Raw genomic sequence first — 11,711 nt, forward strand, 5'->3', positions numbered from 1 at the left:
GGCCCATCGGATTGGACAGGCTCGAATGCTGGTGCAGGATCTTCAGGTTCAGCTGGTTCGGCCACCAGTCACGGTTCGAGCGAACCTCAAAACCGGGACGCGCTCCATGCGCTACCGGGCACTTGCCGATATTGGGGGCTTCGTTTCCATCCATGATTGTCTCCGTACCTGTCATCGTTCGAATTGGAATGAGTCCGCGCAAGGCCGAACCCGACCTGTCCGGACGAGACGGCCGCCTCGTCCGGGTTCTCGATCCGAAAGGTCCTTGCGTATTCCGGCCGGATGGCCGCGCGCTCAGGCGCGGCCGAGTTTTTCGGCGCCGCCTCCGAGGGCCGGGCCGGCGGTTGGATCCTCGTCCTCGGCGAGATCGCCCACCAGGGTCTCCGTGGTGAGGATCAGCTTGGCGACCGAGGCGGCATTGGTCAGCGCGGTGCAGGTGACGCGAACGGGATCGATGATACCGGCCTCGTACATGTTCTGATATTCGCCGAGCGCGGCATTGTAGCCGAAGCCGCCATTGACGCTCGACACCTTCGCCACCACCGCCTCGGGATCGCCGCCGGCATTGGCGACGATGCGCCAGAGCGGGCGCGTCAGCACCGATTTCACCAGGCGTATGCCCGCCGCGACATCTCCTTCGAGACCGGCAAGCAGGGGGTCGAGCACCGGTCCGATCTGGGCCAGGGCGGAGCCGCCGCCGGCGACCACCCCTTCGTCGAGCGCGGCCCGCACGGCCGAAAGGGAATCCTCGATCAATTGGATGGTGCGCTTCTGCTCGACCGGTGTGACGCCGCCGGCATAGAGCACCGCCGTTCCGCCGGAAAGCTTGGCGAGGCGTTCGCGCAACTTGTCCTGCTCGATATTGGGCGGTGCGTTCTCGAACTGATGCTGGACCTGGGTGCGGCGCGCTGCAATCGCCGCCTTGTCGCCGCCGCCATGGATGATCGCCGTATGGGTGGCGCTCGTGCGCACCCGTTCCGCGCTGCCGAGATCGGCCGCCTCGATCTGTTCGAGCTGGCCGCCAAGGTCACGGGCGACGACGCGCCCGCCGGTGATGATGGCGAGATCCTCCAGCAGCGCCTTGCGCCAATGGCCGTATTCCGGCGGATGCACGATCAGATATTTGCCGGCGCCGCTGCGCCCGAGCAGCGTTACGACCACCTCGGGCGAAACTTCCTCGGCCACGATCAGCAGCGGCCTGCCGGCCTTGTCGGCGATCGCCCTGACCGCATCGAGCGAGGCCGGGTCTTTGATCTTGAGGTCGGTCAGCAGGATCAGAGGGCGCTCCAGCACCGCCTGCATCTTCTCCACATCGGTGACCATGTGATGGGAGATATAGCCGCGGTCGAAGGACATGCCCTCGACGACATCGAGCGTGGTTTCGGTGGTGATGCTGAAATCGGTGGTGATGATGCCGTCGGCACCCACCTTCTCGAAGGCTTCGGCCACGAGGCCGCCGAGGCGGGGATCGGTGGCCGCGATGTTGGCGACGGCCGCCAGGGCGCCGTTCTCGCGGGCTGGGCGCGCGCTCCTTTTCAAGGACGACACCACGGCATCGACGGCGAGGTCGATGCCCTTTACGAGGTCGACGGCCTTGGCGCCCTGCTCGTTGGCCTCGACGCCTTTCTGGACCAGGGCATTGGCGAGCACAATGGCGGTGGTGGTGCCGTCGCCGGCGATCTCGTTGGTCTGCATCGAGACTTCGCGCACCACCTGCGCGCCCATATTCTCGAAACGATCGTGCAGTTCGATCTCCGAGGCGATGGAAACGCCATCGCGCGTCACCATCGGCGTGCCGATCGGCCGGTCGATCATGGCATTCATGCCCTTGGGACCGAGTGTCGGCTCGACGGCTGCCGCGAGCTGGTGAACGCCGCGGGCAAGGGCGCGGCGGGCGTGCGAATTGTGAAGCATCAATTTGGGCATGGCTCCTCCTTCCGCCCTCGCGGGCGGTTGTTATTGGCCTCGCGCGGCGAGGCGTCGATTCAGCTGTTGACGGCGGGGACGTTCCCGGCGGCAGGCGGCACGCGGTCAAGAATGAAGTCGACCAGTGTCGGCTCGCCGTCCGCGAAGTCGGCCTGCTTGTATCGGGTCTGCTTGAGCCCACGGCACAAGGCGCCGTTGAACTCCATGTTGATCCGCAAGCTGCGCAGGTCTCGCAAATAGGAGGCCAGCGAGGCGGCGGTGAGGGGCTCGCCTTCCCAGGTCAGGAAAACGCCATCTCCTCGGCCGATATGAGGATGACGTTCGAGCAGGGCCTGGCGGTAGCGAGGCTTCTGAGCCACCGCGTCCGGTCCCACCAGCTGCGCGGCATCGAAGGCCGCAAGGTCCATGGCGAGGACAGCGTCGTCACCAAGGCCGGCCTTCCGCAATCCCAGCAGCACGGCTTCCTGACGCCGTTTATAGGCCTTGGCACGAAAGGTCTCGCGCAAGGCCGTGAGATCGAGATCCCCCGTCATCTCTCCGAAGATCTGGCCGAAGCTCTTGCCCGCCGCGATGCCGCGATTGACCTCGTCGGCGAACATGTGGTCCTGCAGCTGGATGCGGTAGGCGGGTTTCCAGGACAGTGCTTCGAGCGCCTCGCGCACGCCATCGAGCATCAGGAAGGCGAAGTTGGGCGAGCACCAATAGGTGGGCAGCCTGAATTCGATTTCCACGCCGGCATCGTCCAGGATCTCGGCGCGCTCGACGAAGCCCATATTGGTGACAGGCTCGTCGAGTTCGGGATCGTTGACCTCGGACAGCCGCCGCCGGAGTTCGGCCTGACGGTGGCCGCGGAGCGAAGCGCTCATCATGCCGCTCACTCCGCCGCGATCGACAGCGGCGCCTTGGCCAGGGCCGCTTTCTTGGCCGCGATGTCGATGTCGTAGAGCCGTGCCGCATTGAGGCCCAGGATCCTCTCCTTGATCTCGGGGGTGAGATCGACCCCGCGTTCGCGCTTGATGTCCTCGGGCAGCTCGAAGGCCCAGAATTTCTCCACCAGCCAGCGCGGGGTCCAGATCGCATAGTCGGAGCCGAACAGGATCTTGTCCGGGCCGAGCCAGAACAGCAGTTCGGCGATAACCTCGGCGAAATAGCGCGGGCGCGAATGGATGAAGGGCAGGGCGACGGCAAGGCCGCCATAGACATTGGTCTCCTGCACGGCGATCCAGCAGAAATCGTCCAGGCGGGGCAGGCCGCAATGCTCGACGATCCAGTTCAGGTTCTGGAAGTCGGTGGCCGCGTCGTCGACGTCGCCCACATTGAAGGCGTCCTTGCTGAGCGGGATGATCGTCGGACCCTTATGGACATGGATGTTGCGGATGCCGAGCTTCTCGCACAGCTCGAAGCAGCGATAGGCGTTGGGGTCGGTCAGCTTCCAGCCCCTGGAATCCCCGTGCCACTCGGCCGTGTACATCTTCACGCCCGTGATGTCGTAGGTCTCCTTCATGAAATGGATGTATTCGAGCGCCGCCTCGCCGTCGCGCGGGTCGAAGGAGCCGTTGACGATGAAGCGCTCGGGATAGCGCTTGGCCATCTCGGCATTGCGTTCGAGGGTGTTGAAGCCCTGCTTGTAGAAATCCTTCAGATAGGTCGACTGCACGATGGCGACATCATCCGGCCCGTCGACGAACAGGTCGCGATAGAGATCGTCGGCACTGTATTTCTCGAACTTGTCCTTCGGCCACAGCTGCTCCTTGGGGCTGAGCGCGGTGTGATAGGCATAGAAGCATTCCACGAACTGCTTGCCGTGGATGTTGCGCTGGTTCTCCGGGCTGCCGTCCCAGAAATGGGTGTGACCGTCCACGACGAAAATTTCCTTGCCTTCAGGCGTGATATACATGGCTTCCTCCATCGATCAGCTTTGCTAGGCTTTTGATTGAATGGGTATTCTTGCGAACGGGCTCACGGTTTGGTCATGTCGCGGCTGCCGGATCGGGCGGCGCGAAGCGGGCAGTCGGCGCACCCGCAGCAGGCCCGATGGTCAGCGCCGGTCTGCGGGCTCGAACCGTTCCGTGTTCCGGTCTTCGCCCCGGCATGGCCCGGGCTCGGTTCAAGCGCCCGCCAGTCGTTTGGCGCGCGCAGGATTCCCGTGGCAGGAGATGGGCATGATGCGTCCAGCACTGTTTGTCCTTCCTTCCTCGGTATGACGGCTGTTCGTTTCCGGCCGGTCCGCCTGGGGGAGGCTTGGTCGTAGGGGCAGGCGATACGCCGCTGCGCATCGCCCAAGACTTGCCGTCGTGCTCAGATGTATTCGAAGACCTCGTCCATATTGCCGAACAGGATCACCGTGTTGTCGTCGATCCTGACCATGCGGCCATAATGGGTGGAGGTGTTGACTTCGAAGATCTCGGCCGTCATCTCGCGGCCGAGATACTCACTGATCTCGTCCATCTTGAAGATGAGCTTGCCGTCGCCGTCGATGCGGATCAGCGCGGGCTGGTAGGTGACGATCACTCCCTCCTTCTTGCCCATGAATTCCGCGATGGCGCGTGCCTCCACCGAGTCGTTCATGGTGACCCCGCACTGGTGCGAGATGGTTTGCTCGAAGGTGATGTCCTTCATCGACTTGAAGATATTGGCGTGCGAGGAATCGCGTGCTGCCGTGGACATGGTCGTTTCTCCCTTTGGATGGTTGCCGGCCGGTCAGTCGTCGAGGCCGAGTTCGCGCAGGATCTGGCCGATCCGCTCCTGCGAGACGGCACGGACATCCTCGAACGAGACAGGCTTGGAATGCGGCATCGACCAGATCGGCTGCAGCCCCAGTGCCGCTTTGTCGGCGAGGGCGCGGTGCTTCTTCAGCCAAGCCTTGAACAGCTGGCGGTTGCCTGCAGCGTGTTTCTCGTCATGGGCGAGCAGGTAGATCAGGTCGATGGTATTGGCGAGATTGCGCTCATAGTCGGCTTCGGCAGCCGAGATCACCGGCGGGGTGATGAAGTCGTGATTGGCGGCCGCCACCTGCATCAGGAAGCCCGAGCGGAAGAGTTCGCCGACCAGGGGCTCGAAGACGATGTTGATGGCAAAATACTGCTCCAGATAGTCGGTCGCGCCCATGATGGTCTCGACGGCTTCGCGGGTGCCCTGCCAGATGCCGTCTTCCAGCCAGGTCTTCTTGCCGAGCTCGTCGTTCCAGCCGGGAATATCCATGCCGATCTCGGCCAGATAGAGCGTGATGTCTTGAGCCAGGCGGAGCTTGTAGGAAGAGTTGGTCAGCGTGGCGTTGTTGATCATCTGGGTGTAGCCGTAGCGCTGGGCCTGCATCAGCGATGTGCCGAGCCCGAATTCGGCGTGTTTCCAGGCCCCCAGATGGTGCTGCAGGATGCTGATCCAGACCTTGTCGAAGCTCCTGGGCGCGCCGGACTTGCGGCCATTGGCGATCACGCTCTGCACCATGGTCTCGATCTTGGACTGGCGCTGGTAGTGGGTGCGCTCCCATTCCTGGTCAGGGGCGCGGAAGGCATGCCAGTTCGAGCTCTGGGCCAGCGTGTTGCCCTTGACATAGGCGCCGTTGCCGTCGGCGAAATTGATGATCCAGTTCTGGATCAGGTAGCGCTCGGGATCGGGCTGCACATCGACGGTGACGTCCTCGTAATGCGTGGCGCGCTGTCCCCTCGGATCGAAATAGCGGTATTTGCGGCTGTCGGAATCGGCGAAGATCGCCGCGCCGGCTGCGCCGGATCCAACCGAACTCGAAATGGCAGGCATGGTATTCACTCCCTGGTTGTGGTGCGTTTCGACGATCCGCCTCTGGTGAGGGCGGGCCTTGGAGCGTTTTCCAGAAAAGTTGATAGACTTTTCGGTTAAGAAAACGCGTTAAAACAAAGGCTTAGAGAGGAGGTGCGATTTAGAGAAATCGCACCTCCTCTAGTGGCCGGGCGAGGTCGCGCCCGACGAAGTGGTGAATCTGTCGAAGAAGACGTGCTCGCTTTCGAAGCCGTTCATGAAGAGAACGGGCTGCAGGGCGTCGATCATCGGGGGCGGACCGCAGGCATAGACGTCGCCCTGTCCGTCGATGGCGAGTTCCTTCAGCGTGGCGCCCACGCTTTCATGCACGAAGCCGCGTTCGCCCTGCCAGTCGCCGTCTTCCCCGGCATGCGAGAGAACGGGGATGAAGCGCACCTCCGGATGGCGCTCCACCAGGGCCGAGATCCGGTCGAGGTGGAACAGGTCCTCGCGCGTGCGGGCGCCATAGAAGAAATAGACCGGCCGCTGTTCGCCGCTGGCCAGATGGTCGTTGAGGATCGACCAGACCGGCGACATGCCCGATCCGGCGCCGACCAGGATCAGGGGTCCTTCGCGTTCTTCCCGCCGGAAGCAGGTTCCGAAGGGTCCGACGATGGAGACCTCGGCTCCGACCTGGATTCCGCCGGCGTCGAGCTCGCCGGAGAATTTCCCTTCGGGGTATTTCTTGATGATGAAGGACAGGGTCTGGGTTTGGTCCGGCGTATTTGCCATGGAGAACGAGCGCGTAAGCGTCTCCCCCTTTTGCGTGGTGACCGTGATGTCGACATATTGGCCGGCCCAGAATTTCATCGGCGAATTGAGGCTGATCTCGATGCCACGGATGTCGTGGGTCAGCCGCTCGATGCGTGTGATGCGGCCCTGATAGGTTTTCACCGCGATCGATTTCGCCAGCACCTCCTCGTCATAGTTGAGGAGCTCCACCTCCATGTCGGAATAGGCGATCGTCCGGCACAACAGGACGTGGCCGCTGTCCTTCTCCATGTCGTTGAGCGCGAAGGTCGAATATTTGAGCATGTCGACTTCGCCATCCAGCAGGACGCATTTACAGGCCGAGCATTGTCCCTCCTTGCAGCCATGCGGCAGCGCTATGCCTTGACGGAATGCCGCATTCAGCACCGTCTCGCCGTGTTCCACTTCGAATTCGACGCCGACCGGCTCCAGACGCACAGTGTGGGCACCGCTCATCGGTCTTCTCCTCCCAATACTCTCCCGTTCCCCTTCCCGAGCCGGGAAGGGGTCGCCGGGACCGGACGGAAGCCGGGTCGCGGCTTCCGCGGTTTTCGTCCCTCAGTTGAACGGGGTGATGGTGAAGCCGGCGCGATATTCGGCCAGGTGCTTCTCGCGATCGGCCGGGCTCATCTCGCGCAGCAGGGTGAGCGGCGACTGCAGGGTGTGGCCGCGCACGTCGTCGAGCGTCCACATGTCCTTGCTGTCGAAGCGTAGATGCGGCTGTGGCACCAGGGTCTTACCGTCGGAGCGCACGAAGTTGAGGTCCTTGATGGCATCGGCCAGATCCCAGCCGTGATAGAGCGTTTCCCATTCGCGCTTGCCGCTGAAGCGGCCCATCGCCGGGGTCGGGCGGCCCTGATACTCGTCGGAGAAAGCCTCGACGGCGGTCCAGCGGTCGAGTTCATGGGCGAAGGTGTGCAATTGCCCGTCGATCTCGTCCACCACCATGTCCTCGCGGATCAGGCAGGGTACCAGGCAGCTCCAGCAGCGGTGGGGGTAGACGTAGCCGACCTCCTCGTTGAACACGAGAACCTTCTCGCCGCGGTGGCTGAGCTTGTCGTACCACTTCCAGAAATCGCCGAACTGGGCGTACCAGCCGGGATATTTGTGCTCGAACCACTCGAAGTCCTGCTCGCGCTGGGCCTCGATACGCCAGAAGTTCACCGGCCAGCCCACGGCGAAGAATTGCGCCACCTTGTGGACATAGAACTTCTCGGTAATGCGCTTCCAGGCCGTCTGCACGTCGTCGTGGTGGATCTTGATGCCGTATTTTTCCAGCGGCAGCATATAGGTGCGGTAATAGTCCTCGAAGATCCAGCGATGCCACATCTCCGCATAGGATTCCTTGTTCTTGTCGCGGTTGGTGGTGCCGTATTCGATGAAGGTGCCGATGGCGGCATCGACGATGGCGTGGTTCTGCCAGAAGGCGTAGCGCAGGTCGCGCTCGAGCAGCAGGTGATTTTCCGGTTCCTTGAGAGCGGCCATCAGCAGCGAGTGGCCATTGCCGATATGGCGGCTCTCGTCTGACTGCACCGAAAGGAACACCGTCGGCAGGGCATAGTCGCCATTGCGCGCGGCCTCCGAGGGCATGGCGACGAACAGCGTGTTGGTGAAGGCGGTCTCGGCGACCACGGTCAGATACATACAGGCCGCAGTCATGGTATCGCCGGTGATGAAACCTTCACCGAACTGGCGGCCGATCGTGGTGGCGTAGCACTTGCCGAAGGCCTCTTCGGTGATGTCGAAGCCGGCCGGATCGATATAGTTTTCCATGTACCACTTCTTCAGATTCATCTGAATGGTGGAATGGCGGAACTCGTCGACCATCTGCATGGTGAAGCCGGTACGCAGATCCTCGCCGGGCGCCAGCCTGGCCACCATCGCCATCGAGCGGGCGGCCGAGATTTCCGGGAAGGGGATGATGGCGAGGAAGAGCTTCATCCACTCCACCCAGCGCGGCTCGACATTGCGGAACATGTCGCCGCGCAAGGCGGCGTCCAGCGCGCCATAGACGCGATTGTCCTTTTCCTCCTGCATCGGGAAATAGGAACGCAGTACCTGCTTCATCGGGTCGCGCGGCGCCTTGCTGATCTTGTAGTCCGTCGGGAAGGTCATCGCTTCCTGGACATAGGTCGGGTTCCAGCCGAGATCGGATATCTTCTTGGTCGCCTCGCCGACGGAAATGCCGCGCTGCGAGGTTATCTTGTTGAGCGTCAAAGACGTCATAGCCATGAGCCTCCACCAGATTGCGCCACGAACCCCCATGGTCCGGGCGGGGAGCGGCAGGTATCGCCGCCGATGAGTGCGGGCGGCCGGTCCAGGGCATGCATGCCTCCATCCGGTCGCTCGAGTGGATCACGGCAAAGGTATCTGGAGTGGTGCTGAAAGCCTGGCTCGCCTGATGCGTGAGCACGCGGCGCCATGGCATTCCGACCTTGGGTTCCCCATTCCTTCGTTCTTTTGGCATCGCGCCGGAACGCGATGGGCTTCTTATGGAGAACGATACAGCAAGGACCGTGCCAACTCGCGATAAGCTCTAAATTGTGCAGCTTCAGGCGCCCTGAAGGAATCGGATGTCCGCATGCTCGCCGGAGGTGTAACAGAATGTTACAGATGTAATTTACAAATGTAACGCTATTTATCTATTTAAATGACAGGCGTATTTATTAATGAAATGGCTTGTAGATCTTGTAGACAACTTATTTTCACGGAGTATCCTGTCGGCGTTAAGACAATCCAGCCATTCGGGATCGTGCCGATGTCTTCTTCCGACAATCCTCGATCGCCCTCGGCTTTCCAGGGGCCCGGCGAGAGCGAGGTCATCACGGATCTGCTTCGGCTGATGCCGCGCGACCTGATCTTCTCCATGCGCTTTCTGGGGGAAAGCCAGTTGCGCCTGCAGCGCCATTTTCACGAATTCATGATTGCCGAGCTGACAGAAGCGGGGGTGACGGAGGAGACCCACCCCCTGCTCCATGCCTTCGTGGAGCGGCATGCCATCACGCTGCGCGACTTCGTCTTCTCGGGGGTTTCCCTTTCGCGGCAGTTTCGGGTGGACGATATCGAACGTCTCACCGGCGATACCACCGGCCTGCTGCGCGTCGACATCTGGGACCAGCTCAGAAGCCATTTAGAGGCGGCGCAACGCCAGTTCAAAGCGCAGCTGCCGGAGCTGCCGAACCTGTTGTCGGGCTGGGAAAGGCCGGAGGCAGCGGAGGAGAAGAAGCGGCAATGACACAGCCAATATCCAGTCAGGACCTGCTGACACGCCGCCTCAGGCTGGTTGCCGGCCTGTCCGCTCTCAACGAGCAAGCGCTGAAGCTCACCCAGGTCATTGCAGGTGTCGACATGGAGGTGCTGCGCCTCGAGCTGGCCCTGAAGCAGGCGCCGGCGGAGGGAGAGTTGGCGCGGGAATTGCGGTGCGATCTCCAGGCGATGCGCGAGAGCGCCGACGTGACCGCCGGCCGGCAGCGTGAATGCGCCGGGCGCATCGAAACAGCCGAGCAGGAAATCGAGGAACTCGACCGCCTGCTCCGGCAGGCCGTGGAGCGTGAGGGGAGGGCACCATGAACCAGCAAAGCAGACAGAACCCGACGCTCTTCGACCTGCTGGGCCGTTGTTGGCAGCGGCCCGCGCCCATTGCGGGCGTGAGCTTCGATCGGCAGGGAAGTTCCGTCGCCTTCACGGCCCTCGACGGGACGCTCGCTCTTGCTCCCGTGGCGGAAGCCGAGGGACCGGAAAGCCGTATCCGGGTCAGCGGCGACCTCGGACAGATGAGAATCTTGCCGCGCGCCAGGCCGCCGGCGCCCCTGACCGCAGTTTCCGTGCAGGAGGGCCGCGCCCCCCTTGTCGTTGCCTTCCGAGAAAGCGGTTTCCTGGTCGGGACCGATGATGGGACCGTCCGGCGGATTTCGGCACAGGGAGAACGGGGCGAGGATTTCTTTCGTCTTGGCCGCTCCGTCCGGGCGCTCGACCACGCGGCGCAATCGGGAATGACAGCCCTGTCGGATGGCGATGATCTCTGCGTCCTGGACCAGAAGGCAAACCTCGTCGGGCGCTTGCCGACGGCGCTTCCCGACACCACAGCCCTCAAATTCTCTCCCGATGGCCGATATCTGGCGGGGGTGAGCGGAGAAAGCCTGGTCATACTGGCGTTGCACGAAGAACTCTCGGTCCAACGGGTGGTAACGCTGCCCTCGCCGGCGGCGGGCCTGCATTGGAATGGGCAAAGCGACCGCATCGCGTGCGGCCTTGAAATTGGCGGCTTGAGCATTGTCGATGTCCCGCGTGGCCGGACCGACACGATCCTCGATTTTCCCGCGCCGGTAAGGGGAGTGGCCTGGGGCGCGGCAGGGCAACTGGTGGCTTCCGGGGCCTATCGCATCGCAGCCTGGGGGACGAGCGGCGATGCCGGCAGCCAGGCCCTGCTGACCGGTCATACCGGCCTGATCCTGGTCGAGGCGGTTGCCTCCCATCCCACGCGCAACCTGGTGGCGGCCGGTTATGCCGATGGCCGCATCGTGGTGGCACGGATCGGCGGACGCGACGAATTGTTCGTGCGGCCGTTTGGCGGCACGGTCACCGCGCTGGCCTGGTCGGCGGACGGGCGTCATCTGGCCATGGGCGATGCCGATGGCCATGCCGCGCTCGTCACCTTCCCGCCTCAGCTCTTCAAATAGGCCGCAAGGCGTCAATCACAGGAGGACGACATGCCCACTGAGCAGACCCGCGAGGAAGAGAGCAAGGACCGGTTCTTCCAGAAGCTGGAGGATCTCGCCCGTGAGATGATTGACACCCATGACAAGGACTTCGCCATGGGTGCGCTGATCCTGACGGCGCGCTGGATCGCCGAGGAACGGATCGCCAAGATCGCCCAGGCGAGTTGACGGCAGGAGGAGAGGCCGGTGCGGTCCGGCCTCACCCGGCTTGTCAGCCCTCGGGCGGGATCATCCCGCGATAGAGCAGGCACACGGTGCGCAGGAGCGAAGCGAAGTTTGGCGCGGCGCCATGGCGTTCGAGTGCTTCCTCATACAGCACCGAAATCAGCCGGGAGGTCGAGAGCCCTTCCCGCAGCGCCATTTCGTCGAGGACCTGCCAGAACGCCTCCTCCAGCCTCACCGTCGTCGAGTGCCCGGCGATACGCATCGATCGGCTCGCCTTGCGAAAGTGGAGCGGGCTCTGACTTGTGAGGACCTTGCACATGGCTCGCCCTTTCAGCCTTGCCGCGCCCCTGCCGTCCCGGTCGCCCGGGTGCGGCA

12 protein-coding genes are annotated in these 11,711 nt (G+C 62.9%); 4 read left to right on the forward strand and 8 right to left on the reverse strand.

Features of this window, described 5'->3' with window-relative positions; translation table 11 throughout:
- Window positions 1-294: 294 nt before the first annotated feature.
- The 7 genes from C5L14_RS29115 to C5L14_RS29145 all read right to left on the reverse strand — a co-directional run bounded on the left by C5L14_RS29115 (window position 295) and on the right by C5L14_RS29145 (window position 8,685).
- Window positions 295-1,926, reverse strand: a complete 1,632-nt coding sequence (locus C5L14_RS29115) for a molecular chaperone GroEL (RefSeq protein WP_105865568.1) — start codon at window positions 1,924-1,926, stop codon at window positions 295-297.
- A 59-nt stretch (window positions 1,927-1,985) separates the two neighbouring features.
- Window positions 1,986-2,795 (reverse strand): iron-sulfur cluster assembly protein, encoded by an 810-nt coding sequence (locus tag C5L14_RS29120; RefSeq protein WP_210203306.1) that lies wholly within the window; start codon window positions 2,793-2,795, stop codon window positions 1,986-1,988.
- A gap of 5 nt (window positions 2,796-2,800) precedes the next feature.
- Window positions 2,801-3,823, reverse strand: a complete 1,023-nt coding sequence (locus C5L14_RS29125) for an amidohydrolase family protein (protein WP_105865657.1) — start codon at window positions 3,821-3,823, stop codon at window positions 2,801-2,803.
- 401 nt (window positions 3,824-4,224) lie between these two features.
- Window positions 4,225-4,593 (reverse strand): MmoB/DmpM family protein, encoded by a 369-nt coding sequence (locus C5L14_RS29130; protein WP_068297706.1) that lies wholly within the window; start codon window positions 4,591-4,593, stop codon window positions 4,225-4,227.
- A gap of 33 nt (window positions 4,594-4,626) precedes the next feature.
- On the reverse strand, window positions 4,627-5,685 hold the full coding sequence (locus tag C5L14_RS29135; RefSeq protein ID WP_105865569.1) for an aromatic/alkene monooxygenase hydroxylase subunit beta: 1,059 nt from the start codon (window positions 5,683-5,685) through the stop codon (window positions 4,627-4,629).
- Between the two features lie 159 nt (window positions 5,686-5,844).
- Window positions 5,845-6,909: an NADH:ubiquinone reductase (Na(+)-transporting) subunit F gene (locus tag C5L14_RS29140; protein ID WP_105865570.1), complete on the reverse strand. Its 1,065-nt coding sequence runs from the start codon at window positions 6,907-6,909 to the stop codon at window positions 5,845-5,847.
- 102 nt (window positions 6,910-7,011) lie between these two features.
- The gene (locus tag C5L14_RS29145) at window positions 7,012-8,685 is read right to left on the reverse strand and encodes an aromatic/alkene/methane monooxygenase hydroxylase/oxygenase subunit alpha (RefSeq protein ID WP_209433898.1); all 1,674 of its coding nucleotides are present in this window, start codon (window positions 8,683-8,685) and stop codon (window positions 7,012-7,014) included.
- 610 nt (window positions 8,686-9,295) lie between these two features.
- Here C5L14_RS29145 and C5L14_RS29150 point away from each other — a divergent pair.
- From C5L14_RS29150 to C5L14_RS30520, 4 genes are read left to right on the forward strand one after another with little or no spacing between them, the layout of a single operon-like run.
- Window positions 9,296-9,688, forward strand: coding sequence for a hypothetical protein (locus C5L14_RS29150; protein WP_146127049.1), 393 nt, complete (start codon window positions 9,296-9,298; stop codon window positions 9,686-9,688).
- Window positions 9,685-10,023, forward strand: a complete 339-nt coding sequence (locus C5L14_RS29155; protein WP_105865573.1) for a hypothetical protein — start codon at window positions 9,685-9,687, stop codon at window positions 10,021-10,023. The genes C5L14_RS29150 and C5L14_RS29155 overlap by 4 nt, the downstream gene beginning before the upstream one ends.
- The gene (locus tag C5L14_RS29160) at window positions 10,020-11,132 is read left to right on the forward strand and encodes a WD40 repeat domain-containing protein (RefSeq protein WP_105865574.1); all 1,113 of its coding nucleotides are present in this window, start codon (window positions 10,020-10,022) and stop codon (window positions 11,130-11,132) included. The genes C5L14_RS29155 and C5L14_RS29160 overlap by 4 nt, the downstream gene beginning before the upstream one ends.
- 30 nt (window positions 11,133-11,162) lie before the next feature.
- Complete coding sequence (locus C5L14_RS30520) at window positions 11,163-11,339, forward strand: hypothetical protein (protein ID WP_181161379.1); 177 nt, start codon at window positions 11,163-11,165, stop codon at window positions 11,337-11,339.
- Between the two features lie 43 nt (window positions 11,340-11,382).
- On the opposite strand, the gene C5L14_RS29165 is transcribed toward C5L14_RS30520, so the two are convergent.
- Window positions 11,383-11,598, reverse strand: coding sequence for a ribbon-helix-helix domain-containing protein (locus C5L14_RS29165; protein ID WP_342588443.1), 216 nt, complete (start codon window positions 11,596-11,598; stop codon window positions 11,383-11,385).
- Window positions 11,599-11,711 lie beyond the last annotated feature (113 nt).

The organism is Labrys okinawensis (assembly GCF_002982075.1).
In the GTDB taxonomy this organism is placed as follows: Bacteria; Pseudomonadota; Alphaproteobacteria; order Rhizobiales; family Labraceae; genus Labrys; species Labrys okinawensis_A.

Coding starts and splice junctions, on each gene's coding strand:
- C5L14_RS29115 (WP_105865568.1), bottom strand. CDS start 1,926: ATGCCCAAATTGATGCTTCACAATTCGCACGCCCGCCGCGCCCTTGCC.
- C5L14_RS29120 (WP_210203306.1), bottom strand. CDS start 2,795: ATGATGAGCGCTTCGCTCCGCGGCCACCGTCAGGCCGAACTCCGGCGG.
- C5L14_RS29125 (WP_105865657.1), bottom strand. CDS start 3,823: ATGTATATCACGCCTGAAGGCAAGGAAATTTTCGTCGTGGACGGTCAC.
- C5L14_RS29130 (WP_068297706.1), bottom strand. CDS start 4,593: ATGTCCACGGCAGCACGCGATTCCTCGCACGCCAATATCTTCAAGTCG.
- C5L14_RS29135 (WP_105865569.1), bottom strand. CDS start 5,685: ATGCCTGCCATTTCGAGTTCGGTTGGATCCGGCGCAGCCGGCGCGGCG.
- C5L14_RS29140 (WP_105865570.1), bottom strand. CDS start 6,909: ATGAGCGGTGCCCACACTGTGCGTCTGGAGCCGGTCGGCGTCGAATTC.
- C5L14_RS29145 (WP_209433898.1), bottom strand. CDS start 8,685: ATGGCTATGACGTCTTTGACGCTCAACAAGATAACCTCGCAGCGCGGC.
- C5L14_RS29150 (WP_146127049.1), top strand. CDS start 9,296: ATGCCGCGCGACCTGATCTTCTCCATGCGCTTTCTGGGGGAAAGCCAG.
- C5L14_RS29155 (WP_105865573.1), top strand. CDS start 9,685: ATGACACAGCCAATATCCAGTCAGGACCTGCTGACACGCCGCCTCAGG.
- C5L14_RS29160 (WP_105865574.1), top strand. CDS start 10,020: ATGAACCAGCAAAGCAGACAGAACCCGACGCTCTTCGACCTGCTGGGC.
- C5L14_RS30520 (WP_181161379.1), top strand. CDS start 11,163: ATGCCCACTGAGCAGACCCGCGAGGAAGAGAGCAAGGACCGGTTCTTC.
- C5L14_RS29165 (WP_342588443.1), bottom strand. CDS start 11,598: ATGCGTATCGCCGGGCACTCGACGACGGTGAGGCTGGAGGAGGCGTTC.